This window comes from Pseudomonas sp. GW821-FHT07G10 (assembly GCF_059418545.1).
This window is the reverse complement of sequence record NZ_JBWKQB010000001.1, coordinates 95,347-121,675: the sequence shown is the minus strand read 5'-3', so window position 1 is coordinate 121,675 and position 26,329 is coordinate 95,347. Positions and strand designations below refer to the sequence as shown.

27 protein-coding genes and 2 pseudogenes are annotated in these 26,329 nt (G+C 56.3%); 7 read left to right on the top strand and 22 right to left on the bottom strand.

The features are described from left to right. Positions 1-145: 145 nt before the first annotated feature. The 7 genes from AC07O1_RS00605 to AC07O1_RS00575 form a co-directional block, all read right to left on the bottom strand. Positions 146-709, bottom strand: coding sequence for a hypothetical protein (locus AC07O1_RS00605; protein ID WP_495087618.1), 564 nt, complete (start codon positions 707-709; stop codon positions 146-148). A 167-nt stretch (positions 710-876) separates the two neighbouring features. Next, entirely contained in the window at positions 877-1,329 is a 453-nt protein-coding gene (locus AC07O1_RS00600) for a ubiquitination-like system serine protease family protein (RefSeq protein WP_495087617.1), read from the bottom strand. Then, a complete protein-coding gene (locus AC07O1_RS00595; protein WP_495087616.1) occupies positions 1,326-2,507 on the bottom strand; it encodes a ThiF family adenylyltransferase in 1,182 nt (393 codons plus the stop codon). The genes AC07O1_RS00600 and AC07O1_RS00595 overlap by 4 nt, the downstream gene beginning before the upstream one ends. Continuing rightward, positions 2,482-3,231, bottom strand: coding sequence for a multiubiquitin domain-containing protein (locus tag AC07O1_RS00590; RefSeq protein ID WP_495087615.1), 750 nt, complete (start codon positions 3,229-3,231; stop codon positions 2,482-2,484). Before AC07O1_RS00590 ends, AC07O1_RS00595 begins: the two co-directional genes overlap by 26 nt. 82 nt (positions 3,232-3,313) lie before the next feature. After that, positions 3,314-6,700 (bottom strand): UvrD-helicase domain-containing protein, encoded by a 3,387-nt coding sequence (locus tag AC07O1_RS00585; protein WP_495087614.1) that lies wholly within the window; start codon positions 6,698-6,700, stop codon positions 3,314-3,316. Positions 6,701-6,702: 2 nt separating this feature from the next. Further along, a complete protein-coding gene (locus AC07O1_RS00580; RefSeq protein WP_495087613.1) occupies positions 6,703-7,272 on the bottom strand; it encodes a hypothetical protein in 570 nt (189 codons plus the stop codon). Continuing rightward, on the bottom strand, positions 7,272-8,030 hold the full coding sequence (locus tag AC07O1_RS00575) for a sigma-70 family RNA polymerase sigma factor (protein ID WP_495087612.1): 759 nt from the start codon (positions 8,028-8,030) through the stop codon (positions 7,272-7,274). Before AC07O1_RS00575 ends, AC07O1_RS00580 begins: the two co-directional genes overlap by 1 nt. Before the next feature lie 904 nt (positions 8,031-8,934). Between AC07O1_RS00575 and AC07O1_RS00570 the strand changes: the two genes are divergently transcribed. Continuing rightward, a complete protein-coding gene (locus tag AC07O1_RS00570; protein WP_495087611.1) occupies positions 8,935-9,423 on the top strand; it encodes a SixA phosphatase family protein in 489 nt (162 codons plus the stop codon). Between the two features lie 36 nt (positions 9,424-9,459). Here AC07O1_RS00570 and AC07O1_RS00565 read toward each other — a convergent pair whose 3' ends face one another. After that, positions 9,460-9,738, bottom strand: coding sequence for a hypothetical protein (locus tag AC07O1_RS00565; RefSeq protein WP_495087610.1), 279 nt, complete (start codon positions 9,736-9,738; stop codon positions 9,460-9,462). 43 nt (positions 9,739-9,781) lie between these two features. Continuing rightward, positions 9,782-10,180 (bottom strand): carboxymuconolactone decarboxylase family protein, encoded by a 399-nt coding sequence (locus tag AC07O1_RS00560; RefSeq protein WP_494994387.1) that lies wholly within the window; start codon positions 10,178-10,180, stop codon positions 9,782-9,784. 731 nt (positions 10,181-10,911) lie between these two features. Between AC07O1_RS00560 and AC07O1_RS00555 the strand changes: the two genes are divergently transcribed. Beyond that, the gene (locus tag AC07O1_RS00555) at positions 10,912-11,202 is read left to right on the top strand and encodes a DUF3077 domain-containing protein (RefSeq protein WP_494994388.1); all 291 of its coding nucleotides are present in this window, start codon (positions 10,912-10,914) and stop codon (positions 11,200-11,202) included. A 489-nt stretch (positions 11,203-11,691) separates the two neighbouring features. Here the strand turns inward: AC07O1_RS00555 and AC07O1_RS00550 are convergent, their stop codons facing one another. The 13 genes and pseudogenes from AC07O1_RS00550 to AC07O1_RS00490 form a co-directional block, all read right to left on the bottom strand. Then, positions 11,692-11,976: a helix-turn-helix domain-containing protein gene (locus tag AC07O1_RS00550; RefSeq protein WP_495087609.1), complete on the bottom strand. Its 285-nt coding sequence runs from the start codon at positions 11,974-11,976 to the stop codon at positions 11,692-11,694. Beyond that, positions 11,966-12,112, bottom strand: a pseudogene (locus tag AC07O1_RS00545) (transcriptional regulator); the annotation flags it as partial. The pseudogene AC07O1_RS00545 and the gene AC07O1_RS00550, both read right to left, overlap by 11 nt. Before the next feature lie 56 nt (positions 12,113-12,168). Next, positions 12,169-13,011: an oxidoreductase gene (locus tag AC07O1_RS00540; RefSeq protein ID WP_495087608.1), complete on the bottom strand. Its 843-nt coding sequence runs from the start codon at positions 13,009-13,011 to the stop codon at positions 12,169-12,171. Positions 13,012-13,070: 59 nt separating this feature from the next. Then, positions 13,071-13,781, bottom strand: coding sequence for an SDR family NAD(P)-dependent oxidoreductase (locus tag AC07O1_RS00535; RefSeq protein WP_495087607.1), 711 nt, complete (start codon positions 13,779-13,781; stop codon positions 13,071-13,073). A 41-nt stretch (positions 13,782-13,822) separates the two neighbouring features. Further along, a complete protein-coding gene (locus tag AC07O1_RS00530; protein WP_495087606.1) occupies positions 13,823-14,479 on the bottom strand; it encodes a DsbA family oxidoreductase in 657 nt (218 codons plus the stop codon). Further along, the gene (locus AC07O1_RS00525; protein ID WP_494994393.1) at positions 14,476-14,691 is read right to left on the bottom strand and encodes a tautomerase family protein; all 216 of its coding nucleotides are present in this window, start codon (positions 14,689-14,691) and stop codon (positions 14,476-14,478) included. Before AC07O1_RS00525 ends, AC07O1_RS00530 begins: the two co-directional genes overlap by 4 nt. A gap of 235 nt (positions 14,692-14,926) precedes the next feature. Next, the gene (locus tag AC07O1_RS00520) at positions 14,927-15,787 is read right to left on the bottom strand and encodes a CAP domain-containing protein (protein WP_495011003.1); all 861 of its coding nucleotides are present in this window, start codon (positions 15,785-15,787) and stop codon (positions 14,927-14,929) included. A gap of 454 nt (positions 15,788-16,241) precedes the next feature. Next, positions 16,242-16,379: pseudogene (locus AC07O1_RS00515) on the bottom strand (RES domain-containing protein); the annotation flags it as partial. A 28-nt stretch (positions 16,380-16,407) separates the two neighbouring features. Continuing rightward, positions 16,408-17,103 (bottom strand): DsbA family protein, encoded by a 696-nt coding sequence (locus AC07O1_RS00510; RefSeq protein ID WP_495087605.1) that lies wholly within the window; start codon positions 17,101-17,103, stop codon positions 16,408-16,410. A gap of 363 nt (positions 17,104-17,466) precedes the next feature. Further along, positions 17,467-17,679, bottom strand: a complete 213-nt coding sequence (locus AC07O1_RS00505; protein ID WP_494994396.1) for a hypothetical protein — start codon at positions 17,677-17,679, stop codon at positions 17,467-17,469. A gap of 244 nt (positions 17,680-17,923) precedes the next feature. Then, a complete protein-coding gene (gene aguA / locus AC07O1_RS00500) occupies positions 17,924-19,033 on the bottom strand; it encodes an agmatine deiminase (RefSeq protein WP_495087604.1) in 1,110 nt (369 codons plus the stop codon). A gap of 5 nt (positions 19,034-19,038) precedes the next feature. Then, on the bottom strand, positions 19,039-19,917 hold the full coding sequence (gene aguB, locus AC07O1_RS00495) for an N-carbamoylputrescine amidase (RefSeq protein ID WP_494994398.1): 879 nt from the start codon (positions 19,915-19,917) through the stop codon (positions 19,039-19,041). Between the two features lie 435 nt (positions 19,918-20,352). Beyond that, the gene (locus tag AC07O1_RS00490) at positions 20,353-23,265 is read right to left on the bottom strand and encodes an aminotransferase (RefSeq protein WP_495087603.1); all 2,913 of its coding nucleotides are present in this window, start codon (positions 23,263-23,265) and stop codon (positions 20,353-20,355) included. 217 nt (positions 23,266-23,482) lie between these two features. Here AC07O1_RS00490 and AC07O1_RS00485 point away from each other — a divergent pair, with 217 nt between their 5' ends. The 5 genes from AC07O1_RS00485 to AC07O1_RS00465 all read left to right on the top strand — a co-directional run bounded on the left by AC07O1_RS00485 (position 23,483) and on the right by AC07O1_RS00465 (position 26,237). Then, a complete protein-coding gene (locus AC07O1_RS00485) occupies positions 23,483-24,637 on the top strand; it encodes a colicin E3/pyocin S6 family cytotoxin (protein ID WP_495087602.1) in 1,155 nt (384 codons plus the stop codon). 7 nt (positions 24,638-24,644) lie between these two features. Beyond that, on the top strand, positions 24,645-24,923 hold the full coding sequence (locus tag AC07O1_RS00480) for a colicin E3-like toxin immunity protein (RefSeq protein ID WP_495087601.1): 279 nt from the start codon (positions 24,645-24,647) through the stop codon (positions 24,921-24,923). Between the two features lie 158 nt (positions 24,924-25,081). Beyond that, entirely contained in the window at positions 25,082-25,336 is a 255-nt protein-coding gene (locus tag AC07O1_RS00475; protein ID WP_495087600.1) for a colicin E3-like toxin immunity protein, read from the top strand. A gap of 8 nt (positions 25,337-25,344) precedes the next feature. After that, positions 25,345-25,581, top strand: coding sequence for a DUF7683 domain-containing protein (locus AC07O1_RS00470; RefSeq protein ID WP_495010997.1), 237 nt, complete (start codon positions 25,345-25,347; stop codon positions 25,579-25,581). A gap of 32 nt (positions 25,582-25,613) precedes the next feature. Continuing rightward, positions 25,614-26,237 (top strand): DUF3916 domain-containing protein, encoded by a 624-nt coding sequence (locus AC07O1_RS00465; protein WP_495087599.1) that lies wholly within the window; start codon positions 25,614-25,616, stop codon positions 26,235-26,237. Positions 26,238-26,329 lie beyond the last annotated feature (92 nt).

Genomic DNA, 26,329 nt, shown 5'->3' with positions numbered 1-26,329 from the left:
CAGCCTGATTGTTGCCAAGCGCAGATGTCCCAAACCGCTATAAAGCCATAGCTAGGTAGGGGATCAAGCTGATACCTGGACACTTATCCATGCTGACAAAACTATTTAATGGCTCGCTTATTTATCGCTGCAGCGCCTGACATATTCAAAGCTTCCAGTACTCTTCGACTTGATAGAGGGGCCTGCCTGCCATTATCAGTTTAATAGCCGCTATATGTGCCTCGTAATCATCCTCAGAAAATTTTGTCCATCGCGGATTACGCTTTTGGGCAGCTATGAATGCTGAGCGCGCTCTGCTCATATTGGATCGATTCTTCGATAAAAAACTGCGCAGCCCTTTGAACAGTTCAAAATCCAGTGGCGGGTGGAGCAACACGACGCGTGGGTGCTGGTGGTGACCGCCGCAGACCAAGACCGTCTTCAAATAAATGTTTACCAGTTTCTGTGCACGGCCGAAGGTGAAATCGGTTACACCGAGGCTCTTCGCCTCCACCTCAATCTTCTTCATGAAGCTGACCTGCCATTTGTCGACGTTCTGGCCGATGTCCTCTGGCCCAGTAACCTGGTCCAAGCCGCTCAGCTCTATTAGCTTGAATGCCAGGGCATTACCTCCTCCAGCCAAGCCTCGGCCATATGCAGCGGCGGCGCACCATTTACCGTAATGGTGCTTGTGCTTTTCAATGCAATACTGCGTTGCAGGTAGCGTCATGCTAATTTTTCCTCACGACGTTCGAATTACCTTCTCAGCTCGTCGTCAATCCAAAGACCTTGAAACGACGACCAGGGTCGGCGTGGCTCAGCCTAAAACAGATATCCGCCCTAGGCTGCTTGTAATTCATTTTACTGACCGAGCATTGCCAGACCGCCCCCCCACACTCAAAGCCCAAGCCACGATTTAAATCGGGACCAGATTCGATGCGTTGGTGTTGTACCCGGTTTCCGCTCATTGGAGAGATCCTTAGTATCGGAGCCAACCTTCGTTTCGGAGCCATAATGTGCAGCTTTGGCAGCCTTGTCGCGCACCCGCTCCGCCTCGATCCTGGCTTGCGACCAAGGGCCGGCCTCCAAGACGCGTCCGCGTTGAACGATGTAATGCGATCGACAACTCTGATTCCAGTTGCCTACTGAAGGGTGAAGCGAGATGGACTCCCCATCAAACGTCATCTTCCAGTCGGTCGGGCTGAAAGGAGTCACAACGCGCTCGCCACAACCGCAGCAGCACGAATGTACTGCGGTTGCGTAGTCCATCGAGATATACAAGATGCCGGGTTCCAACTCACGAGGAACATTTCGCACGAAACGGTGCTCAAGGCTAAGATGCCGGATCATGATTGATCTCCGTTGAGCAGCATGCTCCCATCAGTCGTGTAGGTGCTGTGATGCTCGCACTCCAGATCTCGATAGAATCCGCGCAACTTTTTCCATTTCACAACCGCAAGGCATGCATTCAAGGCATTAAGGTCGGCCACCTGGATATTTGACGCGTACAGGTCTTCGCCTCCACCTCCTGCGAAAGAGATACGTCCCGCATGGACATGCTCGCGTTGTGCCGGCGTACTCGTCGTGACGCGCAGGATCCCACCCAGACTACCGTTGTTGAGTTCGAGGCCCATCCCGACATCAATGAATGCGACGCCAAGAGCCTCGAGCTTCGCAACCACCGCCCTCTTTTCCTCCCCAGCATCCATGCTGATGAAAGCAAACGTAATGCCGTCAAGTAGTCCTAAGGTCTCCGGTTTCATCTTCACTGGGTGAGCAACTATCCCGCGATGCATCCGTTCGTAGATGCTCTTCAGGTAGAACACCTTTTTGGGGGCATCACGCAGCTCCTCGAGGGATGGCGCCCCAGGGGCGCGAAATGCGTTGTGGGACAGAAAATCATCATCATCGAAAAGCCGGATTTCCTTAACCGGCGTTTTCGCAACTAGATCGAGGATGTATCCACCAGTTCCTCCCGTTCCCAGAATCCCTACCACCTCGCCTTCAAGCTTACTGGCGAGCGCACCTAAACCTACACGGCTAGATGCGGTATCGAGATAGTTGAAGACGCTGACCTCATCTTCCTCATCCGTTCCACGGATCAACCGCGGGCTGATACCCGGCTGTAGAACCGCCGCAGGCCCCGCCAAGATGGTCGCGTATGTAGCCATCTTGGTGTAGTAGTCCGGGTATCCCTCGGCGTCGGGCTTACTGGAAAAACTGTGCTTAGCAGTAAGTCCGTACCCGAGATCCGTGTTGGGCGCTGCGTGCGAGATGCCTGGCAATGGCGTCCCAACTGCGCTGCAAGGGAAGTCACCATCCCAGTGGATTACATGGGTCTCCGGCTTACGGGTCCGGTCTCCAGCCAAATCCAGGTTAGACACCAACGTTCCTGTGCGTACGCGGCATTGAGAGTCGACATATGGTACTTCCCGCATTACAAGGAGGTTTCCATGTATACGTACGAAATACCCCTCAGTTCGCAACCGAGCCAAATCCGCGTTAAGACTGAACAGTGCGTGTGACATTGAAGATCGTCCCTTGTTTTTTGACTTCAACGGAACCGCCTTCAGCGAGCTCACCAGCGTGTGGGTGCGAGGCAGCATTGCGGTACGTCATCGAAAACTTTACGTTGGCTTCTGCCGGCGCGTTCGGATGCGACAACTTGACCACCTGCTCGAAGGTGACACGCTTGTCCGGTACGACCTCTTCGACAGCGTTGACCACGATGACGTAGCCTTTTTGCGGGCGCAGGGCAGTCACGAATCGCTCGATTCCTGGAGCGTCCAAATTGATCTGCTCTTCGGGTTCAATGAGACGGTCTTCACCGCCCCGAACTTCCAGAAAGATCGCCTCCTCGGGCAGGACGTCGACCAGGCCATAGAGAACACTGGCGTCCAAGGTTGGGTGCCCCCACGCCATTTGCCGGTCATTCAGGACGAATTTGAAGTCACGATCGGATTTGAACGCGATGAAGCGTTCTGCGCCCTTGCCGCGCAAATCCACCGTTTCGTCAAGACGTACGTCCTCGAAGTCGCCTGAAACAAGCAAGGCGTAGAGGACGTAATCGCTGCGACGGTCAAGGCCGGCGCTGTCCAGAATCTGCCGACCAGTCGGAACGGGATCGGGTACGTCAATGTCGCGGAAGTTGAGCCCTTCCAAGCCAAAACGAATGCGATAGGCGGAAGCTTCTCGCAATGGACGACCCTCACGGATTGCGTCGCCAACGTCTTCAAAATGTGTGTTTTTCATACAGTCCTCTAGCGTGATGTGGCGAATCATTTCGCCTACATCCCACTAATCGGACCGACTGGCTGTCGCCGGTAAACTATTTTCAAAAAAGTTTGGAGAGCGTACCTGCAGGGACTTCACCGCATACGAAGAAGGCTGGACAGTTCGGGCAGGTAGCATCCGACGCGTTGGTTCGGAATTGGCCACCTCGGATTTCGCGAAAAATCTCGGCGATTTTTACCCTTCGGTTACTCAGTTCTCTTGGCGTGAGTTTCAATGGTTTGCTCTCAGCATCCGCGAGATAAACCAGTTCCAGCTCGGCGTTTGGGAAACCCGACTGGACTGCGAGTATGAATGCAGCGGAGCCTACATCCTTACCATCACTGCTAGGCGCATGACCGGTTCTAACTCGGCGTACAACTCGCTTTCCATTTCTCAACAGTACGTCATCTGGCGTTACCTCAATCTCATGGCCGTCCAGCACAATCCGGAGCGCAGCCGATGTTTCCACTTGAGCCCCAGCCCTTGATGCCATGAAGTACTGGAGCATGCTGGAGGCCATCGCACGGTAGTCATCGACATAGCCGTGCTCCGCAAGCCCGTGAGTTACGAAAGCTTGAGAAAGCTGCTCGTCCCAATCGCCCACTGGGAGGTTGCCCTGGGCGACAAGCTTGCGATAGACCTCGCGGATGGCCTCATGCATTTGCATGAATGAACTCATCTTACGTCTGCCGCCAACCTGAAGCAGGTGCGTATAGAAGAAGCGCCGCGCGCAAGAATCGTAAAGCGATACCGCGTCGGAACTAAAACGCGGAATTCCTGAGAACACGACGGGTATTGCCACGGAGTCTGGGGCGGGAGGCAATACGGTCTTAGGTGTGACTGCAAGTTGCTTAATGGGGCCCATCCGATCGAGGAACGGCGAGAGCGCGCGCGTGCGCCCATTCGATGCTCCGGTCGCGCCATAGAACGACAGAGAGGTTTTCGCACGGGACATGGCGACATAAAACAAGCACTCCTGCTCCTCATTGTGGGCAGCCCGCGTAATGTCATCCGCGCCCCCTTGAGCACCAGCGACCATGCTCGAAGGTGGGGGGCATTTTGATGTCCGATACGCTCCCGGGATGGAGTCTTTGTTAACGCCAGCAATGTGAACCGCCGGGAACTCCAATCCTTTAGAACCATGGATTGTCATCAAACGGACAGCATCAATCCCCTGGGCTGCTGAAGGAAGCTGCCTCAAATCTCTATCATCCCGCAGTCGTACCAGCCTCCTTATACGATCAGAAAGCCGCTGGATAGGAAGCCCCTGCCCGTTGGGCTGCGCACGCACGAAGTTCATAAATTGCCAAATCGCGATACCTTTCGCCTGGTCGGAAACCCCTGACGAAGATGCGATACGAGCTGCAAATCTCGTACGGTCGAGCAAAATGGTTGTCAGTACCTTCCAAGGTTGAGAGCGAGCATCAAAGCCCGCCAAGGCGGAGTTGAGCTCAGAAAGGGCTGCTTGGCCAGCAGACGTCAGCTCCACTGGAGAGATAACGCGCCAGGCTCCGACCTCCGAATCAGCCTCTCGCAGACTTTCAAAAACTCGAACAGCGTCCTCTAAACACATCGCAAATTCGGGCCAGCAAGCGGTTCGGATCAACCCCATTGCGCGTCGATCCACAAGCAGCGAGAGTATCGAAACCAGGTCCTTAACCTCTGGACGTTCGAAGAGGCTTCCAAGGAACAGCACTGGAATGCCAGCCCGCTCAAGCTCACGCCCAACGTCCGAAAGTCGATCATTGCCGCGGCAGAGAACCGCCTGGTCGCTATAACTGTAGCCCGATTTCAGAAGCTCTTGAATGCGATCAGCGATCGCAGGAGTTAGGAAAGAACCGTTATCCACCGTGATGACTTCGGGCAGATTTCCTGACCGCCCGCAATCTGCTACAAGACTTTCGTCTCCATCGGCCGTCGACATTCCTGCGGCAAAAGCAGAGCAGGCACCAACTATCTCACCTGCAGAACGGTAATTGATCTTCAGTCGGTCTCGCACCGCATCTGGAAAATCTTCGCGCCCAAACCGGGCCATGTTGAAGGACGAGGCACCGCGGAAGCGATAGATCGACTGCTTGGCGTCCCCCACCACCCAAAGGTTTGTACCTGACGGCTTGAGTGCTTTGATGAGTCGAACGCTGCTGTGGTTCACGTCTTGGTATTCGTCGACTAGGATATGATCGTAGTCACTCTGTAACTGCGTCCGTACTGCTGCATCCCCCTCTAACAACTGGACTGGGCGCATGACCAAATCGCCAAAGTCGACACAACCTGCGAGTGCTTTGAGCTCTTCATAGCGAGCGTAAACCTCGGCAACCTCCGTAGCTTTTTCCGCAGCCTCTACCGCGGCTGGATCACCTGCGGTTTCTGCCATCGCTTTGGCCAGGCCAAGGTACCCTGCCGGATCGACAACTTCGTCCTTAGCACGTGATACCGCGGTCAGGATGTCAGCAGCAGTTTGGGATGGATCGTAGAGGTTCCGATAGTGCGTCAGGCCTAGCCTAGGAAATTCATTCTCAAGCAGCTCTACGGCTTCGGTTCGATCCATCAGACGAGGATCAGCCGGAAGGCCACAGCGGTCGTTGAATCGCCTGAGAATATCGAGGCCAAAACTATGGAAGGTTCCAATGCAAAGAGCCGCTGCCTCTTTGGGTCGCTTTAGCGCAATCCGCTCGGCCATTTCGGCAGCGGCTTTGTTTGAGAACGTCAGGAGAAGGATGCGTCTTGGATCAACGCCATCGTCGAGTAAGCTCTCAACCCGCGCCACGAGCGTACGGGTTTTCCCAGTACCTGGCCCAGCTTGGAGAAGAAATGCCTCTCCCCGATGAGAGGCCGCAATTCGTTGTTTATCATTAAGAGGAATTTCAGTAGGAGCTTCAGAAGCAACTGTTGGTACAGGGGGAAGCAGAAGCGCATCAAGCATTTGCTGCGCAATCACGTCGAAGGGGGCCCCCAACCGATTTGCGATCTCCGAACACGTTTGGCGTCGAGTGACGTGCAGCTCGACGACTCGACTCCTTGGCAGTAACAGCTCTCTTGCGAAGAGGTCCATCTGAACCTCCCGACGTTGCCGGCGGCTGTAATCGACGACCCGCTCTATGCCGACTGGCGAAATCTCAGAGGTTCGCGCGGGTTCGATTTGAAACACAAATCCATCCCCATCTTCACCGTCGCCTAAAACTGCGTGCCCAATTTCATGGGCGACCAGGAAGGCTTGTTCAAACGGTGTTCCTGAGTTTTCATGAACGATCAGTAGTAGCTCAGCGTCGAAAGTCGCTCGAGCTCCATCAAGAATCGACGCGCCGGGAACACACGTCTCAACCGTGATGCCGCGCCTCTCCGCAATCTCTTTCGCGAACTGATAGGGAGACCAAGGATCGCTGCCTTGCTCAACAGCTTCATCATGCAGACGCTCGGCGCACTGGCGAGCGAGTTCTATATGATCCATGGTTAGTCATCGCCCTGGAGGATCCGTGAAATGCTTTCCTCATCCAGTCCTGATTCCTTGAGCAGACGCTCAAGCGGAACTTTTTCGGCTGCGAGTGGCTTGTCATCAGATTTGTTTGCACGAAGCGCCGATGCTTGGGCTGGCAAAACGAGAAATGACTGAACAACGGAAACTGATGCATTCAATGCTCTAGCTAATCGCGCAAGAAACCTCTCTGGCAATACCACCGAATCTATTCGTCGCTCGCGAATAGCTACGCCAACTTGGATAGGCAACCCGAGCTCCCTCGCTGCTTTAGCAAAAACCTTCGGCGGTGCCGACTGCAAGAGCTCCACAGTCACAACGGAGTCGCGAAGCCGCCCCATCTTAGCGCTCACAGCAGCCAGCTCGTTGGCACTGAGAGGAAGATCCTCATCGACCTCGCGGGACAGCTCCCTTGCAAGATCCACGAGTTCGATAGCGAATTGAGGATAATCTGACAGGTATCGTCTAAGTACGTCAGTTCCTGGCTCGTAGTCCATTGCGAAAGCGTTCATAACGTCTTCGCTAGCAATTGGCGAACGAATAGTCATTACAGTTTCCCCTTGAGTTCAAGGCGCGACCGCAGGCTTGCGAAAGCTTTGTCACGGTACGTACGGATAGTCTTTTCACTCTTACCCAGCGTTTTACTGATGGTAACGGCAGAGGGATCTTTCGAGTCGATAGGAATGTCATGGCGGATCATCTCGATGATTCTTTTTTGGATTTCAGGTAGACCATCAATCGCATCATCGAGCTGAAGCCGGTAAGATTTTTGATCGAGCTCGGTTGGATCAAAGGGTTCGTAGCCACCGATAGCAGCTATAGGGAGGGCCCCCTCGTCCTCGTCCACCTCTAGCTCGTCAAAGCGATTCTCATGCTTCCAATGACGATCACGCGCATCCTTTCGGTCCCTGGCGACAGCCGAGTTGAAATTGATCTCGTAGTAGTCCAGACGGTCGTCATAAGCAACTCGGTCGCTAAGTAGCAGATCAATGAAATGGTCAGCCACATCATCTCGGATGTTTGCGTTCGTAAGCGAAGCGTCATCAGCGCGCGGCAGGAGAAGGTGGAGGCGCTCAAGCAAGCGCTCGGTGAGTGTTTCGCGATGAATTCCGGGTTCTACATTTCGCACAAAATGCACTAACGCTTCCGGCGAGACAAAATCGGGAGAGGTCCGTGAGCAGTCGGGCACTCTACGCTCAAGCTCAGCAGCGCCTATGACCTCGAGCTCTTGGATTTCAGCTTCGACGGCCGGACGTCGGGAATACAGCGTTCCATCAAGTTTGACCTTACGAAGGGGACGTGCCACGACTACTCCTTTTTCCCGTGCCCAAGACCTTCTGTTCGGCCCTGAATGTAGCATCGGAGCAGTGTTTGATCACAGCTGTATCAGCGGATGGCGAGTACATCTTTCGAACTTCAGCATTAAGGGCAGTTGTGCCCGCCAGTTCCGCAGACGCGACCACCTTTAGAGCTAGATTTTTCATGAGCAAACGAAGCTCTTACTTCCCTCAAGCTCCAAGGCGTGCAGGAATTCCTGCTACCAGGCGCCACGATGTCCAGTATCGCCATCAGCCATGGCATCAACGCCAACATCATTCTCAGGAGGCTGCCGATCTACCTCGACAAGTCTCCCGCGCCAGTGCCAGCGTATGTGCCGCTGTAGCTGATGCCCAAGCGGCACGCTGATGAAGCGGTGGTTATCGCACTGCCATGCCGTGTAAGTGTTGCCAAACAGCAACTCCCCGATTCGATTCCACCAAACGCCATAACTAGCTGATTTATTTATAGCTACCCTTAGAGGTACGCCGCAAAATCCACCAAATTCCAGCCCCGCGAATCCCCTGCCCTCACAGCAACAAACCGTTCGTCTGGTGCCACCATACAAAACGAAGGCCCGCAGAAATGCGGGCCTTTGTTGTTTCTGGCATTCAGAAATCCAACTGCCCCCCCGTAAGAGGCGCTGAAGGCTGCGATCTTTTGATCTTCAGATTTCGACCCCAACGCGGATGCGGTTGCCTACCTGGAAAAGATCGCAGGCTGCGCCCGCTGCTACGTCGACCGGGTGTACTCATTGCAGCCAGAATCAGTCCCCTCTTCTCTTAGTCCCCTTTTCTCTAGAGGGAACGCCCCGATAAGGCTATGTGGTGATTTAATTTAGATTAATCACTACGACCCCTTTGGTCGGACTTTCCGCAGATACCGGAGGCGGTATGAAAATGTTATTTCTCATTCGCCATGCCAAGTCGAGTTGGGATGACGCTGCGCAGCCCGACAAAGACCGCCCATTGAATGATCGCGGCAGACGCGACGCGCCCAAGATCGGTGAGCGCTTGGCCAAACGCGATCTGAGGCCCGATCTGATCCTGTCGAGCCCGGCCGTGCGTGCGCTTGAGACGGCGGAGATCATCGCCAGGAAGCTCGATTACCGGCGCAAGGACATCGTCGTGGACGATCGGCTGTATACCGCCGAGGCGAATGACTTGCTCGAGGTCATCCGCACGCTGGGCGACCGGCTGAAGTCAGTGATGATCTTTGGTCATAACCCCGCGTTGGTCGAACTCGCGCAGCGGCTCTCCAGCGAGATCATCGTCATGCCAACGTGCGCCGTCGCCGAGTTCAGGTTCAAAGCCAAGTCATGGTCAGAAATCGGCGAGATCGAGCCCGCACAAGTGGCGCTCGACTATCCAAAAAAATCCTAGGGAAATTCTGGAAAAGTCCACTTCTCAGAGGTTTTCTCAGAGGTCATTGCTCCCAGATGCTGCTCCCGCCTGGGGCCCTTTGCCGAGAAAGGGGGCGGTTTCCACTTCCAGCATCAGCAACACCATTTCCGTCAACTCGGCGTCGGACTTCTGTCCCACATAGAGGTCATGAAGTGCTTTGGCGAAGGGAATGCGCAGGTCCTGGTTTTCTTCGCGGGCGGTATCGCTGTATTGCATTAGTTCGCCGATGGCTCGCAGCACAGCCCCTTGCCACCGAGCGGTGGTCCTTGGACCATCGCTGGTGATTGCAATCAACTTATCCTTCGTCAGCTGCCGAAGGGCAGGTTCGCGCAACGGCTTAAGCGGCCTTGGCTTGCGAGTGATCTTTGACATACCGGACGATACTCAGCGTTTCCTGCCGGAACTGCTCGTAGTCGATCTGCTGGGCGTTAATAAAGGTGCTGCCCATCATGGTCAGCGCGCCCATAAAGCTGGCTTCGGAAATTTCCTCGTCGCTCGCGCCAAACAAGCGCGCGGCTTCGGTATGGAACAGGGCGCAATACTTACAACGGGTCGCCCCGGACACCGCCAGACCTATCAACTCCTTGTACTTATTAGGAATCTTGGTATCCGCCAGCCAGAAGTCCCGGGCCACGCCCCAAAAACCGCTCGCTCCGCCTTCCGGCATCTGTTTAATCCACTCCGGCACCTGACCGAGGGTCTGTTCAATTTCCCGATAAGTATCACGAATGGCCATTTGACACCTCCTTGCTTCTCTGGAGGTATCTTGCTCCAGAGATACAACTAGTAGTTTAGTTCGCTGGCAGCCATGCCAGAGTCGGCAGCAGGACGACTCCAGCAATGAATTCTTAAACATCGTAGAAACAACAGGATGGATTTAGATTCTTTTGGCGCAGTGACGTAGCACTAAGTACTTGGAGTTATCAAAATTGACGGGGGGGCTCAGAGACATACGGGGCGTAGTGATTTAATTTGGATAAAGCCCCACAAATCGAGTGACTGCTTCATGCCCTGAGGAAGTCAGTCAACCTTGATCAAGGTTCTTGAGCAGCGGTGAACCGCGCTTCCTCCAGGAAACCTTGATCCCTCCCGGCTGTTTCTGCCGCTTTGGCCAACACGCGGTTGCAGCTATCCCACCACCACGCTAACCTTGCCCCGTCGTTGCAAATTCAGCGACCGGGTGTGAGAACCCGAGCAAATCAAGGCGCAAAAGCGCCAAAAGACCTATTGCGGCGTTTTTTTTCGCCCGCGATATCGTTTTATGGCGGCTGTGCGTGGGAGACCTTCGGGTCTACCGGTTGCCTTGATTGCCGGTTTCTCACCCCGCGCACGGCTGCCACCCAAACCTGTGAGAAGGTTCGTGGCAGTTCCTCAAGTCAAGGAGCTAGACCCCACCATGCACACCATAAATCCGTCCGAAATCTGCATCCCCCTCATCCGCTATCTCCCATCCCCCGGAGATGCCCAATGACCAACCCACAAGACCTAAAAACCATCGGCCTCACACCCTTCTCCATCCATTCGGATCAGGCCCTGTTCTGCGTCAACGGCGGCGTACCGATTCGAGAAGCCCTGTCCCACGTGTCCGACTTGCTCCATGTCGCGAAGATGCTGGCGGAGGATGCGGCGATGGAGCGGGGGTCGGACCGCTATGCCTGGGCGTCGCATTATTTGCAGGAGATGAGCAAGGCGGTGATCGATGACGTGGTGAAGGTGCTCAGCCTTCCACTCGCACCCGCGCAAAAGAAAGGCAGTTAGTCGTTCCCACGCAGTGGAATTGGCGCTGAACGGCATGCAGCTTCGCTGTTGACAGCGGATGCAAAGGCTCGCAGAAATGCGAGGCCTTAGTTGTCTCTATTGGCTGGAAAATTTGTGCTCGCCAGATCCTGCGTCCCATAAAAAACCTCGAACAAGTCGCAATGCTGTTCAGTTAAGGAATTTCTGGCTCCGCACATTCCCCGTAGCAGCTGCCGAAGGCTGCGTTCGGCTGCGTAGCGGTCGTAAAATCAGGCACTGTGGTGTTACAGGTTGACCGTGGTTGCATGATTTGCGACTGCTGCGCAGCCGAACGCAGGCTTCGCCAGCTGCTACGGATCGCGTCGTCGCCTTAACTGAACGGCATTACGAACAAGTCGAGGTTTTTTTCAGACTGAAATCGATACCATCTATTTGTAAGTGCGTCATAACCCCACCTACCGATAGATGGGGTTTATAGCGAGCTTACAATAATGCTTCCCTGTTCCAATCTCACAGCGCGTGTAAGTCACGCAATGCTTCAGGATGTTGGCTTGCCACGCGCAGCAGCGTCTGCGCAGCTCCAGTAGGTTGTCGACGCCCTTGCTCCCAGTCCTGCAACGTACGCAAACTGACTCCAAGCAGCTTGGCGAACGCATTTTGAGATACGCCTACTTTGGCCCGCGCTTCGGCAGCAGCTGACAGCCGCACTTCCGTTACGCGAGCGCCTTTACCGGCTTTCATTTGACGCACAGAGTCCAGCAAGTCCTTTTGGAACTGTTCCAGTTCATTGTCCATTGTTGATTTCCTCCTTCAGCTGCTTGAAGAAGGCTGCGGGTAAATTGTCGAACTTCGCCTTGGTATAGGCGATTAGCAACCAGATAGAGCCTTCAGAAAGCGTGTTGTAGTAAATGACACGTGTACCACCTCGCCACGATTGAGGAAATCCCCGCCATCGGCGTCTGAATGATCATGCAGCAGCGTTTTCGATCAGTCGAAATCCGTCGATCCTGACAGATATTCCCAGGCGTCGATTTCCGCCTGAAGACCCGCGATTTTTTCGCGCACCAGCCTCACTGCATCCTTGCCGAGCAACAGATGAACGGGTGGCTTTTCAGCGGCGACCAGGGTCAACAACGCCTGCGCCGCCTTGTGCGGATCGCCGGTCTGCTTGCCACTCTTCTCTTCACGCGCCTTGCGGACCGGATCGAAAACCGGGTCGTAGTCACTCAAGGTGCGAGCCGAACGGATCATCGAGCGACCCGCCCATTCGGTACGAAACGAGCCAGGCGCCATGGCGGTCACGTGGATACCCAAACTTTCCACTTCTTTGGCCAGCGCTTCGCTGACGCCTTCGAGGGCGAACTTACTGCCGCAGTAGTAAGCGATGCCTGGCAAGGTGATGAAGCCGGCCATGGAGGTGATATTGACGATATGCCCGCTGCGCCGCTCACGCATGCCGGGCAGTACTGCCTTGATCATTGCCACCGCGCCAAACACATTGACGTCGAACTGGCGCTGTATGTCAGTCAGCGGCGACTCCTCAAGAATGCCCTCATGACCATAGCCGGCGTTGTTCACCAACACGTCGATCCGCCCCACATCGCGCAGGATATCGGCCACCAGCGGCTCGATCGCCGGATAATCGGTGACGTCGAGCACGAACGCCTTGGCGCGATGGGCGTCCAGCGCTTCGAACGCGCTACGCTCGGCCTCGCGCCGCACCGTGCCAACCACCGTATGCCCCGCCGCCAGCGCCGCTTGCGAAAAGGCAAGGCCCAGGCCCGAACTGACGCCGGTGATCAGGAAAACCTTGTGTACCAGAGTGTTCATGGTGCGCGCTCCACTATCGCAGCGCCGTCGATGTTGATCGACGACGCTGCGCACAGGTCTTAGTGACCGGCGCTCTGACCGCCATCGACGTGCAGGATTTCGCCAGTAACGAATCTGGCAGAGTCCAGATACACCACGGCCTGGGCGATATCGCTGATCTCACCCATGTGCCCGACCGGGTGCAAATTCCCCAGCGCTTCATGGGTTTCTTCGCCATGCATCGGAGTTTTGATGATGCCGGGGCTGACCGCGTTCACACGGATGCCACGCTTGGCGTATTCGATGGCCAGGGATTTGGTCGCCGCGTTGAGGCCCCCTTTGGTCAATGACGCCAGTACCGAAGGCACGCCGTCGATGGCGTGATCCGTCAGACTGGTGGTGATGTTGACGACGTGGCCGCTGCCTTGTTTTTCCATCTCGGTGATGGCGAGTTGGGTGATGTAGAAGAAACCATTCAGGTTCACCGACAGCACAGCCGCGTAGTCTTCGTGGGTGTAGCTGGTGAACGGCTTGGCGACGAAGATCCCGGCGTTGTTGACCAGGGTGTCGATACGGCCAAAACGTGCGATCGCTTCACGAATCACGCGCTCGGCGATCGCCGGGTCGCCGATGTCGCCCGCCACGGTGAGGATGTCCGGGTCGGTGGACGGTTTGATCGAACGCGAAGTGGCAACCACCCGGTAATCGAGATCACGGAAGGCCTTGACCATACCTGCGCCGAGACCTTGGGATGCGCCAGTAATAACAATGACTTTTTTCGAATTGCTCATGATGAACCTCTACTAAATATTGGGGTTTGAAAAGTGATCAATCAGGCTTCGGCGGGTGCCTTCGCCATTTGTCTCAACATTTGTTCGTAGTACTCGACCGACTGCGAACCGGACACCAGGTGACGACCGTTGAGGATCATGGCCGGGACCGAATTGATACCGCGTTCGCGGTAGAACTCTTCAAGTTCACGTACCTCCTTGGCAAACTCTGCGGACACCAACACCTCACGCGCACGGGCCGAATCCAACCCCGCTTCATTGGCCAGGCGCACCAGCGTCTCCTGATCGCTTGGGTTTTGGCCGGCGGTGAAATAAGCGCGCAGCAAGCCTTTCTTGAGTGCGACCTGCCGCCCTTCCTGCAACGCCCACAACAGCAGACGGTGAGCATCAAAGGTGTTGTAGAAGTGGCTGCGTTTCTCCAGATCGAACTTGAAACCGATGGCTTGACCACGGGCGATCTGCATCGCTTTGCCGGCGGCGATTTCCTCGGCGCTGCGCCCGTATTTGCGCATCAAGTGCTTGACCGCGTTCTCGCCGACCGCCGGCATGTCCGGGTTCAATTCGAAGGGCTTGAAGGTCAGTGCGACCGAGACTTCACCGGCCAGGTTGTCGATGGCTTGCTCCAGTGCCGTCACGCCCAAGGCGCACCACGGGCACACCACATCGGAAACGAAATCGATGGTGATGGACTGGGTCATGACTGACCTTCCGCGAGTTGTTTGCGGTACTTGGTAGTGGTCATCCCGGCATAGCCCCAGTTATCGGTGTCGACTTCCTCGATCACGATGTGGGTCAGGTCCGGGCGCTTGTGGAGGACGCGCTCCAGAGTTTCAGTGATTTCAGCGATCACCTGAGCTTTCTGCTCCGATGTGACGCCATCGCGAGTAATGCGTACGCTGACGAAAGGCATGACAACTCTCCTGTGACCTCCCTTCGATATGACGGGTAGGTAGTGGAGGTCAATGTATGAGGTTGTTTGGGAGGGATAAAGACGGGTGCAGGAACATCATTAGTGACGTGATGTAATGAGTTCGACCGGTTCACCCGATCAGGTTTAGCGAGGAAAACACCCTGCCGTTAATAAAGCAGGGTGGGTAGGCTTTGGATCTTGACGCTGGACTGGCTAACGGGTGTCTCCCATTTTCTCATTTCGCGCCGAACAGCATCGTCCAATAGACGCCCTCGTCGCTACGCGAGTTCGCGGCATAGGCCGCGCCAACCTGGGTAAACATCGGGTTCATCAGGTTGGCGCAATGCCCGGGGCTGGCCAGCCAGCCTTCCATAGCCTTGCCCGGCGAACTCTGCCCGGCGGCGATGTTCTCTCCGATCTGCCGGCCACCGTAGCCGGCGGCCTTCGCTCGGTCCCACGGCATATCACCGTTTGGGTCCTGGTGCGCGAAGTAATTGTCGTTGGCCATGGCCCGGCTGTGCCCCTGCGCCGCTGTCCCCAGGGCGGCATTCCAGGTCAGCGGCGGTGCAGCGGCGAAGCGCTGACGACCACACAGGCGCGGTTTCGCCCGTGCCGCGTTGACTTGTGCCAGCAACGTCTTGCCCGCCGCTCGCGGATCGTCCAGATGCCCATCGAGCAAGGGCCGCGCCAGCACCACCTGCCATTCACTCTCGTCGCGATACACGCCAATATCGGCGAACTGGGTATCGAGCAAGGCCCCACAGTAGCTGCTCTGGAGCATGTCAAAGGCCTCCTCGGCATCTTCAGCGCCGACCAGATGGATAGTCCGCACAGACACCGCCTGATAGCCGGAATCCTTCAACGTCTCCCGCGAAACGCCTCCATAGCCGATCGGCAAGGCCAGGCTCGATTTCAGAGCCAGCGGCGTCAAGGCTTGGACCGTGCGCCCCGCGCAGCGCTGCGGCTGGGCGCGGTAGTCGTTGATGTCCTCCACCAGTTGCCTTTCCCCGCCGGCATGGGCGGGACTGGCGAACAGGGGGAGCAAAGGAATAAGGCAGAGCGAGAAAACGCGGGAGGAGCGAACGGTCTGGCGCATGAGGCGGGCAGCTCTGATGGGATGACGGCGGTAATGGCGATAGTGGGCTGAGGCATGACCGCAGAGCGCTTCGCTGTATTGGCTCGCAAATGGATTCCAAGGCTGGGCTAAGACTGTGGGCCTCAACACAAGTTTCACGAGCAAAGGGGGGAAGTTTATTGTTGGCGCGGATGAGTAACTACATCAGTTTCGGATGGGGTCATTTCGTATACATTTTGAAGCAGAAGAGAGGCTTCAACTCATGTCGCTAGTGGGGCATTAACGTGTTGCTGTCGACGACACGATTGCAGGTGTTTTTTATGCCCGCGCACAGCTGCCACCCATTCGCCTGAGGTGTTTCCACACAGTAGCGTCAGCGCCAAACAGCGCACAGCCACCGAAGCAAACGTTGGCTGAATGGGTGTTCAGCAGAAACAAGGACGTCGCTGGGTTTACGCCCGCCGGACTTCTCGGTTTAAACCTCGTTGATCTCGAACACAAACGAGATTTTTCGGCTGCTGGCACTCCAGGCGTAGCGAATATGCTTGCCTGGCAGCGGGATCGACACCGCGGGTGGGCGCAAGGCGGCGATGCATTCATGGCCGTTTAGCCTTCAGCCCGCGATAGCCTATTGAGTGGGTTCAGTGTGCACAACCATCCAGACCACAGGCCTGAATGCTCGATGAGGATTCGACCGCCGCAGTACCGACCGACTCGCTCAGCCAGGTGGCAAAGGCTTCGGGTTTGCCGAGCCAGGGGCCGATGTCGATCAGCGTGAACGTGCCTTCGTGCTCCAGCACCAATGTCGGGAAACCCTGGCCACCGACCTGCGCCAACAGTGTGCGACTTTCCTTGATATGGTTCTGGGTTGCGCTCGCAGCGGCCTCCTCGAACGCTATATCGAAGGCTTGAGGCTCGAAACCGATAGTCCTGGCGAGCTCCAGCAAAACGTCTTTATCGGCAATGCGTCGACCTTCGACGTAATGCGCCGTCTGCAAACGCCCTAGCAACTCAAGACCACGCCCGGCCAGTTGCTCGGCAGCCAGGACAGCCGCAATCGGCGGCGCCGAATCGAAGACCGCCGAATGATCGCGCAGCAAGCCTTCGAAATACGCCTCGCCAAACGGCTGCCCGGTGTATTCGGCGATGCGCCGGTCATGGGGCATCACGTAATCGCGCAGCTGTGGCGAAACGCTCTGACGGTTATTGCCCGTCATCATGCCGCCGCCATGGGCGATGACCGGCAAAACAGCCTGCGCCGCTTGCACCAGGGGTTTGGCGCCATAGCACCAGCCGCACAGAGGGTCGTAGATATAGTGAAGGGTTGCAGCAGACATGATCGGCTCCAGCTGAAGTCGTGAAAATTCGATGTCGGCAGCCTAATCCCTTGCACGCCAGTGAAAAACGCTGGAATGGCTTTTAGTTTGTTTCGCGAATCGGTCGAATGCCGCGCAGAGCCAATGTATTTGGACCTATGCATAATCCGCGTAGCAGCTACCGAAGATTGCATTCGGGCCGGGGTCGCGCTCGACCGTAGTCCTCGCAAAACCAGGCACCTCGGTATACCTGAAAAACCGCGGGGTCAGGTTTACGACTGCTGCGCAGCCGAACGCAGCCTTCGGCAGCTGCTACGGGGGAGCTTACGCCGGATAAAAAAAACGCCGCCTTCCAGGCAGCGCTTTTACCAATCCGTTGTTTTCTTATCCTTCGATCACATCCCACAACGCGTCCAGTTCCGCCTCGCTGAATAAACCAGCGGGGTAGCGCTCGATCATCATCCGGCGCGGATCAGAGTTTCTGATCTGACGCGTTCCATTGGACTTCAACCAGTGCACCAGAACCTGGAGCGATTCGCTATTTATTGCCAAGGGATGGGATGCCCGCTCGCTGACCACGTTCATTTCGGCGTTCATTTCAGCGCTCTCTCCCGGTTTGTGAGCGGCTAACTTATCCAAGGTTTATGACAGAACATCGAAGTTCTTCACGTCCGTGAATGACACTCAAACAGATACAAGAGCTATGCCAATGTGTCCGTTTGTTTGAACGCAGGTACAAAAAAGCCCGCAGTCCTGATGGGCTGCGGGCTTGAGGCGGGTCGTGCGATTGAATTTACCGCTGATCTCGTCCCTCAGACGAGGCCAGCTGTTACAACCTCACTCAACTTTTGTGCGGCGCCGGTTGTTGTTGGGTAAGGCAATGGATATTACCGCCACCCAGTAACAGTTCACGGCCGGGAACCATGACCACTTCGTGCTGCGGGAACAGGCTCTGGAGAATCTCCTTGGCCTGGTTATCCAGTGGATCGTCGAAGCTTGGCGCGATAATGCCGCCGTTGACGATCAGGAAGTTGACGTAGGAACCCGCCAGGCGCACCGAAGGATTACGCTCTTGAGTGCCGTCCACTGGATCGACACCGGCACACTCTTCCTCGGTCGCATACAGCGGCCCAGGAATAGGCATTTTATGCACTGTAAAGGTGCGACCCTTGGCATCGCGACTGCTTTGTAGCACGTTCATCGCCGCGTGGCATCGCGAGTAGTTCGGGTCCTGCGGGTCATCGGTCCAGGCCAACAGCACTTCACCCGGACGCACATAGCAGCAGAAGTTATCCACATGGCCGTCGGTTTCGTCGTTGTACAAACCGTCCGGCAACCAGATGATCTTATCCACAGCCAGTTGCGCGCTAAGTACCGCTTCGATCTCGGCACGGTTCAGGTGCGAGTTGCGATTGCGGTTAAGCAGGCATTCTTCGGTGGTGATCAGCGTGCCTTCGCCGTCGACGTGAATCGAACCGCCTTCAAGCACGAAGCCTTCGGTGCAGTAACGGTGGCAACGCTCGATCTCCAGCACTTTGCCGGCAATCTGCTCGTCACGGTTCCACGGCGAATACAAACCGCCGTCGAAGCCGCCCCAGGAGTTGAATCCCCAGTCGACGCCACGAACTTCGCCGCTGTCGTTAATGACGAAAGTTGGACCGGTATCACGGACCCAGGCGTCGTCGCTGGACATCTCGACCAGGCGAATATTCGGCACATCCAGCAGACGCGCCCGAGCATTCTCGTACTGCCCGGCGGACACCGCCACGGTCACCGGTTCAAAACGGGCGATGGCCTTGGCCACCGCTGCGTGTGCGGCCTGCGCCGGCTTGCCGCCCAGGCGCCAGTTGTCCGGGCGCTCGGGCCAGATCATCCAGGCCTGGGTCTGCGGCGCCCACTCGGCCGGCATGTAAAAGCCGTCGGCGCGAGGCGTGCTTTGCAAAGTGCTCATGGCGATCAGGACTCCAGCGAACCGTCGAGGGTCTTGATCGCGCCGTACAGGTTCGGGCGACGGTCACGGAACGAACCCCAGGCACTGCGGGTGTGTTCCAGCTCGTCGAGGTCGAAGCTGTGGACCAGCACGCCTTCTTCGGTTTCGTTGAGTTCCTGGACTTTCTCGCCGAACTGGTTGGCGATGAACGACGAGCCGTAGAAGGTGATGTCGTAACCGTCCTGTTCTTCATTGCCAATGCGGTTGCTGGCGATCAGCGGCATCAGGTTGGCGCCGGCATGGCCTTGCTGCACACGCTGCCAATGGTCGCGGGACGAGATGGTCTTGTCGTGCGGTTCGCTGCCGATGGCGGTTGGGTAGAACAGAATTTCCGCGCCTTGCAACGCCATGCTACGGGCGCATTCCGGGAACCACTGGTCCCAGCAGATGCCGACACCGATCTTCGCGTAACGGGTATTCCAGACTTTGAAGCCGGTATCGCCCGGGTTGAAGTAGTACTTTTCGTGGTAGCCAGGGCCATCCGGGATGTGGCTTTTACGATAAATCCCGAGGTTGCTGCCGTCGGCATCGATGATCGCGATGCTGTTGAAGCGTGCACGGCCAGCCAGTTCGAAGAAGCTGATCGGCAATACAACCTGCAGCTCCTTGGCGACTTTCTGGAAGTGCGCGATGGCGACGTTGGTCTCAACCGGAGTGGCCAACTGCAAGTAGTCCGGATTCGGCTTCTGGCAGAAATAAGGGCTCTCGAACAGTTCCTGAATCAGGATGATCTGCGCGCCTTTGGCAGCGGCCTCACGGACCAGCTTCTCAGCGGTCTCGATGTTGGCTTCAAGGTCCCAGGAACAGGCCATCTGGGTGGCGGCGACGGTAACGATACGGCTCATGAATCATCTCCTGGGCAGGTGCAGAGGGTCGATATTGGCATCGACCGATGACAGAAATGGGAACAGTGAGGCGTGGATTATCCACACCTTGGGTTATGGCGACTTTATAGCCGATAAAAATCGGCTTTAACAGTATTTATATCTCCACCCATCGAAAATATTTCAAATAATCCCGATAACAATCGAACTTAAACGCAATCCCTGTGGGAGCGAGCTTGCTCGCGATGGCGATCTGATAGTCAACATTGATATCGGATGTACCGGCCTCATCGCGAGCAAGCTCGCTCCCACAGGGGGTATTTGATCGTTATTTGATCGTTCCCACGCTCTGCGTGGGAATGCAGCCCGTGACGCTCCGCGTCACAAAGGCAGACGCAGAGCGTCCGGTGAGGCATTCCCACGCGCGAGCGTGGGAATGATCTTTGTTCAGCGTTTTTATAACCCTTCTTCCAACACCTTCGACAAGGTATCGACAAAGAAATCCACGCTTTGCCGCGTGGTGCACATCGGTGGTTTGATTTTGAGGATGTTCAGGTAGTCGCCGGTCGGCTGCATGAAGATTCCCAGCTCACGCAAGCGATCGCACAGCGCAGTGGTTTCTTCGGTGGCCGGCTCAAGAGTTTCGCGGTTGCGGATCAGCTCCACTCCCAGATAGAAGCCTGAACCATGGACCGCGCCGACCAGCGGATGACGGTCGATCAGCGCTTCAAGACGCTCCTTGAAATGTCCGCCAACAATCTGCGCGTTTTCCCACAGTTTCTCTTCCTCCATCACATCCAGCACCGCCATGCCGATCCGGCAACTGACCGGGCTGCCGCCTGCCGATGAGAAGAAGTAGCCCTCAGCCTCCAGCGCTTCAGCGATTTCCCGACGAGTGATCACCGCGCCCAATGGCTGACCGTTGCCCATACCTTTGGCCATGGTGATGATGTCCGGCACCACACCCTGCTCTTCGAAGCCCCAGAAGAACTTGCCCATCCGGCCATAGCCGACCTGCACTTCGTCAGCGATACACACACCGCCCTGCGCGCGAACCAGTGCGTACACCTGTTGCAGGTAGCCGGGCGGCAACGAAATGCCCCCGGCATTGCCGTACACCGGTTCGCAGATAAAACCGGCCAGTTGGCGATTCTGCCCGGCCAGTTTGGCCAGATTATGCTCGACGCTGCGCACGTAGTCCGGCGCACTGTCGAGGCCGCGAAACTCACCACGATAAGTGTTCGGTGCGGTCACCGGATGCACCCAGTCCGGGCGGGTGCTGAGGGCTTTCGGGTTGTCGGCGATCGAGGTGGAAATTGCATCGGTGGCCGCCGACCAGCCGTGATAGGCCTCCAGCACGCTGAGCATGTCACGCCCACCGCTGTAGGCCCAGGCCAGACGGATCGCCAGGTCATTGGCCTCGGTGCCGCTGTTGACCAGGAACACCCGGTCCATGGAATCCGGCGCCAGCGCCAGCAAGCGCTCGGAGAACTCGGCGATTGCCGCGTAATGGAAACGCGAATTGGTGTTGAGCAGCGACCACTGTCGGCTGGCTTCAGCGGCCATGCGCGGATGACCGTGGCCGAGTACCGCGACATTGTTGAGCATGTCCAGGTAGGAGCGGCCCTGCATGTCGATCAGGTGATTGCGCCAGCCACGTTCGATGCGCGGCGGGTCGACGTAATAGTGTTTTTGCGAACGGGCAAAACTGGCGTCGCGGCGGGCCAGCAGGGTTTGCGGGTCGAGTTCGGGTTCAGCATCGCAGGCCAGCCCCAACAGTGCCGACGGAGAGGGGCACAATGCCTGCCACGCGGGTACTCGTGAAGGTGTGCAGAACAACGGCGGGCTGAGCTCAAGGCCTCGGCACAACTGCACCCGCAATGCACCCTCGACCTCGCCCAGCACTTGGCCTTTGACCAGCGCGGCTCCCGAATGCAGCGAAGGGCTGACGCCCCACAAGCGCACGCTCAACTGCGCACTATCGAGCCGCAACGCACCATCGGCCGCCACGTGCAAAACACCGGCAAACGGTGCCTCCACGGCGGTGCCTCGCGGTACCTGCAATTGCACATGCAGCGGGCAGGTGTCCGGTTCAGTGGCACTGTCCGGGCGAGTCCGGGACAAACGGTATTGCCCATAACGACTGGCCGCCAGGCCGTGAGTCGCGGCGGCTTGAGCCAGCAAACGCTCGTCTATCCCCTCCTGCTCCCAGTTGCCAGCTTCGAAATGCGGGCTGAGCACGCCAAGGTCAATCAAGGCGAATTCGCGTCCCACCAGGCTCGGCAGCAACGGCGCAAAGCCTTCGCTGGCGATCAGTGGCAGCGAATGCCCTACCGCCGTGAGGATCGCCGCCTCCATCAGTTCGAACGAAACCGAGGTGGCTACGCGGAAAATTTCCCACTCGTGAGTGAGGTTGTCGCGGCTGTATTGGTTCTGCGGATCGATGCTGACCTGCTGTTCCCCGCTGAGCACCAGTACCGCCGCACGGGCGACGATCAACGGCCAGAGCGCCAGCAACTCTTCATGCTGCAACGGATTGACCGCGTGATACGCCTGGATCGCTGGAAGAATGCAGAATGGATCACCGTCGGCATGGTGCAGCAGAGCAGCGCAAGTCACCGACAGATCGGTAATGCGCCAGGTGCGAATCAAGTCGCCGAAATCGATCACGCCCTGCAGCTGCCAGTGGCGCTGCTGGTCCCGTTGCCAGACCACGTTGTCATCGGTGATGTCCATATGGATCGCCTGCACCGGCAGCTTCGCCACCAACGGTTGCAAACGACGCTCGGCGTGCAGCGCGGCCTCGGCAATCAACGCTCGCTGGCGTTCATGGGTGATCACCGGCAATAAATGGGTGATCAGTGCGTTGGCGTGGCGGGCATCCCATTGCAGTGCGCGTTCCAGCCCCGGGTGCTGGAAGCTGGCCAAGGCCAGATCCATCTCGCCGCAGAGTTGCCCCAGGCCGGACACCAGCTCATGGCCCAAGTGCTTGAGGTGAGTCAGCGACTGGCCTTCGATGTAATCGAGCAACCGCACGTGCACCGCTTGCCCGGCCACGTCCAGAGAAAGCAGGTCTTCACCGTTGTTTGCCGCAATCACCCGTGGCACATGAAGCTCGGGGTGCGCGCCCAGATGATTGAGGGCCGCGTGCTGGGCCTCAAGCTCAATCCTCGCGTAGTCGCCGCGACAGATTTTCAGGACGAAACGGCCCTGGTCGCTGTCGACCCGAAAGTTGAGATCCTGCTGGCTGCCCAGCGAGTGCAGCGTTGCGCTCAGACCGTAATGCACCTGCAGCAGTTGCAGCGCTTGCTGCGCAGTGACCTGCGGACTCGGCAAACTGGCGCGATGAATCAACGTGGCGAGCGACATACAACGACCTCTGGAATTTTTATAAGGCGTCTATATCGCCACTGCGACCGCCGATACGCAACCCCCTTTGATGCAGGTCAGTCCTCGGAACCGGATGAGTGTTTGAGTGCGCCAGCCATTCAAAGACCTTTCCTACGCCATGCGTCGAATGGCAGGAATGTTCGGCTTTTACCCATGCCCATAGGCTGACTTCCTTGGACAGGGAAGCCAGTCACTCATGCCAGAACGCTCATACCCACTGACCTACAACGATCAACTGCGCCGCCGCATCCTGACACCGCAGCCGTCGGCAGAACTGTATCCACCCATTGCCGAGCTCTTCGAGAACACACCATCTGATCCTGAGCCCGTAACGCCACTGGGCTGCGTCTTCGCCAAGTCCTGCAACCTGCCAGACGGCATCATCAGCTACGCCAATCCCTCCGGTTTCGTCCCCCTGGATGCGTTGAAGGATTACGGCCACTTCGCATTATTGGGCGCACGTGAGGCCGACAGCTCCGGCGCCGTCCCGTTAAAGAAAATCAGTGGCAGTGCATTACCGGTCGGCCTGGGTGGTCTTGCTCTGGCCGGATCATCGGTCAGCAGTGTCACAGTAGCAGCCGGCGGCACCGTCGCCGCCGGCCTGCTGACCGGCCTGGTCGCCCTGCTCTGGCCCTCCGAACTCGGCGACAGCGCCCTCTACAGCGAAGAACAGCTGCGCTCGCTCAAGCAAGCCAACTCACGGGTGCGCCTGCGCGTCGAGCAACAAGCCGACGGCACGCTCAAGGGTTACGGCTTCTACACCGGCAAAAACGCCGACTGGCAGATGATCGATGTTATCCAGTTCCAGCCCCGCGGCAGCCAACAAGTAGCGGTGTTCGGCGACGGCCTGGAACTGATCTGGACCCCAGCCCTCAACCCCGCCGACACCCTCGGCATCCCGGCACTGGAAGCCGCGCCACAAGCACCGAACATCTGGGTCTATCCTCCGACAGAGGCCAGCAACGACATATTGGTCAACCCGATCTACCCACCGGAGTATCAGGATTTCATCCTGGTGTTCCCGGCGGACTCGGGGGTTAGGCCGCTTTATGTGGTGGTGAGTGTTCGGCCTGGCGATCATAAATACCGTCAGGCTCCAGATACTGAAGAAATAACCGGCTTCATCGGATTGCAAACTGCCAAACCGAAAACGCCGAGACAAGGTGGTGGAGGGTTACGAGAGCGCTGGATCGATGCAAAAGGGCGAAAAATTTACGAATGGGACTCTCAGCATGGTGAGTTAGAAGTGTATCGAGCAAGCGACGGTAGCCATTTAGGCGCGTTCAACCATATAACCGGGGAACAGCTAAAGCCCGCTTCAAAAAAACGAAATATAAAAAAATATTTGTGAGGACCTAATGGGATTAAAGCTAAGACTGCAATGGTTCGACAAAAGCTCGGAACTCGGCGTTGGTACAGAGCGCTCCAAGGACCTACAGGACGACTATTTGGTGATGAAATCGCTCGGCCTGCCTCCTGATGAGAACATCAACAATGGTTGCTTTGAACTATTGGAAAACTGGCTACCTTTGGTGCAACCATTTTTCGAACATATTATTGAGCTAGACGCTTATGACTACACGATTGCATTTGACTATAAAGACATTTGGCATAAAACAAATCGCAAGGACATTTAATTTTGGCAAGAACGGCGGTTGCAGAAGCCGAATACAATACAGCTATTTAATTAAAGCGGGAACAGCATAATGCATGCCCATTACGCCTGCAATCACTTCAATTGGACATTTATAGGCAAAGAAGGGCCGGAATATTAAAAAGTATTTGTGAGAGCACTATGGATTTAAGACTGAAGTTGCACTGGTTCAACAAAATCACGGAATTCTGTGAAGGAGAAGTCTATTCACAGGACTTCGGGGACGATGGGGCGGTTATCGAGTCATTGGATTTGAAACCATACGATACTGTAAACCAAGGGGTATTTGATGTACCTGCAGAATGGGTAGCACTCATTCAGCCTTACTTTAGCCATACCATCGATATAAGTGCTCACGACTATCAATTGGGATTCGCCTATAGGGATCAATGGTGACAGCCCAGATGAAAGAGAACCTCTTACACATGGTCATGGGTGTTCAGCGTGGTGAAGACTTCCCATGCTTTGAAAAAAACCTGCCCATTTCGACAATCGATCTCGTACCCATCATGGGCTGGCAAACAGACAATTATTGCGCCTTCGATTATCGCCTCACCGAACAACAGATCAGCGATATAGAAAAAGCCTGCTCATTGGAGTTACCCAAGAATCTAGAGCTTTTTTTAACCAGCTACGCATAAATCCAACTAGACCACGACATAGAACACTACTTATGCGCCGAATTGCCCTTTCAGACAAAAAAGTACGCAACATCCCAAGACGCCTCAGGGCGTTGATCCGGTGGGCAGCCAGCTACAAAGGATACTTCCCCGAAGATCTGTCTTTGGAAGATGGTTATCTCAAGGACAAGATCCCTGTTCTGGAAACCTTGGTAGAAGGAAAACAAACAACCTTCGCCATCCAGAAAGAATGCGCCCAACAACTGATCAATGCCGCCCACCACCTACTCCAGGCCAGACCTGACGATACTATCAACTGTCGAGTAGTCGCCTGCGTTATCACTCCCTCCATGTTCTCCAGTGAAATATGCATCTACACCGACATGAGCCGCTATCGCGGCCATGTATTACCGTTCGACTACGAATACTTCTGCCAAACCCGTATCACCGACAAAAGCCTCGCCGCAGACTGGGGTTTAACCCTTCCTGCAGGAATGAATGAAGCAGGGTTCCACTTTGTTCACGAGGATGAGGATGGGCAAAGGTTTGAGTCCGAGCATTGGTACTTTGGCGAGGTCGATGAAGCCGATGATGGCTCCGAGGAGGAACGTTGGAGGCACAAGACCTTTAAAACCTTCCGTGCAGAAAATCCGATGTTTTTCAGCCAGGAACAATAAGTACTGGGTAAGCCCAGCATCAAGGTGGTAGCACTATCGCCATCGCGGGCAAGTCGGATCGCCGCACCGCTCGCTCCTACAAAAGCGCCACC

Coding starts and splice junctions, on each gene's coding strand:
- AC07O1_RS00605 (WP_495087618.1), bottom strand. CDS start 709: ATGACGCTACCTGCAACGCAGTATTGCATTGAAAAGCACAAGCACCAT.
- AC07O1_RS00600 (WP_495087617.1), bottom strand. CDS start 1,329: ATGATCCGGCATCTTAGCCTTGAGCACCGTTTCGTGCGAAATGTTCCT.
- AC07O1_RS00595 (WP_495087616.1), bottom strand. CDS start 2,507: ATGTCACACGCACTGTTCAGTCTTAACGCGGATTTGGCTCGGTTGCGA.
- AC07O1_RS00590 (WP_495087615.1), bottom strand. CDS start 3,231: ATGAAAAACACACATTTTGAAGACGTTGGCGACGCAATCCGTGAGGGT.
- AC07O1_RS00585 (WP_495087614.1), bottom strand. CDS start 6,700: ATGGATCATATAGAACTCGCTCGCCAGTGCGCCGAGCGTCTGCATGAT.
- AC07O1_RS00580 (WP_495087613.1), bottom strand. CDS start 7,272: ATGACTATTCGTTCGCCAATTGCTAGCGAAGACGTTATGAACGCTTTC.
- AC07O1_RS00570 (WP_495087611.1), top strand. CDS start 8,935: ATGAAAATGTTATTTCTCATTCGCCATGCCAAGTCGAGTTGGGATGAC.
- AC07O1_RS00560 (WP_494994387.1), bottom strand. CDS start 10,180: ATGGCCATTCGTGATACTTATCGGGAAATTGAACAGACCCTCGGTCAG.
- AC07O1_RS00555 (WP_494994388.1), top strand. CDS start 10,912: ATGACCAACCCACAAGACCTAAAAACCATCGGCCTCACACCCTTCTCC.
- AC07O1_RS00550 (WP_495087609.1), bottom strand. CDS start 11,976: ATGGACAATGAACTGGAACAGTTCCAAAAGGACTTGCTGGACTCTGTG.
- AC07O1_RS00540 (WP_495087608.1), bottom strand. CDS start 13,011: ATGAACACTCTGGTACACAAGGTTTTCCTGATCACCGGCGTCAGTTCG.
- AC07O1_RS00535 (WP_495087607.1), bottom strand. CDS start 13,781: ATGAGCAATTCGAAAAAAGTCATTGTTATTACTGGCGCATCCCAAGGT.
- AC07O1_RS00530 (WP_495087606.1), bottom strand. CDS start 14,479: ATGACCCAGTCCATCACCATCGATTTCGTTTCCGATGTGGTGTGCCCG.
- AC07O1_RS00525 (WP_494994393.1), bottom strand. CDS start 14,691: ATGCCTTTCGTCAGCGTACGCATTACTCGCGATGGCGTCACATCGGAG.
- AC07O1_RS00520 (WP_495011003.1), bottom strand. CDS start 15,787: ATGCGCCAGACCGTTCGCTCCTCCCGCGTTTTCTCGCTCTGCCTTATT.
- AC07O1_RS00510 (WP_495087605.1), bottom strand. CDS start 17,103: ATGTCTGCTGCAACCCTTCACTATATCTACGACCCTCTGTGCGGCTGG.
- AC07O1_RS00505 (WP_494994396.1), bottom strand. CDS start 17,679: ATGAACGCCGAAATGAACGTGGTCAGCGAGCGGGCATCCCATCCCTTG.
- aguA (WP_495087604.1), bottom strand. CDS start 19,033: ATGAGCACTTTGCAAAGCACGCCTCGCGCCGACGGCTTTTACATGCCG.
- aguB (WP_494994398.1), bottom strand. CDS start 19,917: ATGAGCCGTATCGTTACCGTCGCCGCCACCCAGATGGCCTGTTCCTGG.
- AC07O1_RS00490 (WP_495087603.1), bottom strand. CDS start 23,265: ATGTCGCTCGCCACGTTGATTCATCGCGCCAGTTTGCCGAGTCCGCAG.
- AC07O1_RS00485 (WP_495087602.1), top strand. CDS start 23,483: ATGCCAGAACGCTCATACCCACTGACCTACAACGATCAACTGCGCCGC.
- AC07O1_RS00480 (WP_495087601.1), top strand. CDS start 24,645: ATGGGATTAAAGCTAAGACTGCAATGGTTCGACAAAAGCTCGGAACTC.
- AC07O1_RS00475 (WP_495087600.1), top strand. CDS start 25,082: ATGGATTTAAGACTGAAGTTGCACTGGTTCAACAAAATCACGGAATTC.
- AC07O1_RS00470 (WP_495010997.1), top strand. CDS start 25,345: ATGAAAGAGAACCTCTTACACATGGTCATGGGTGTTCAGCGTGGTGAA.
- AC07O1_RS00465 (WP_495087599.1), top strand. CDS start 25,614: ATGCGCCGAATTGCCCTTTCAGACAAAAAAGTACGCAACATCCCAAGA.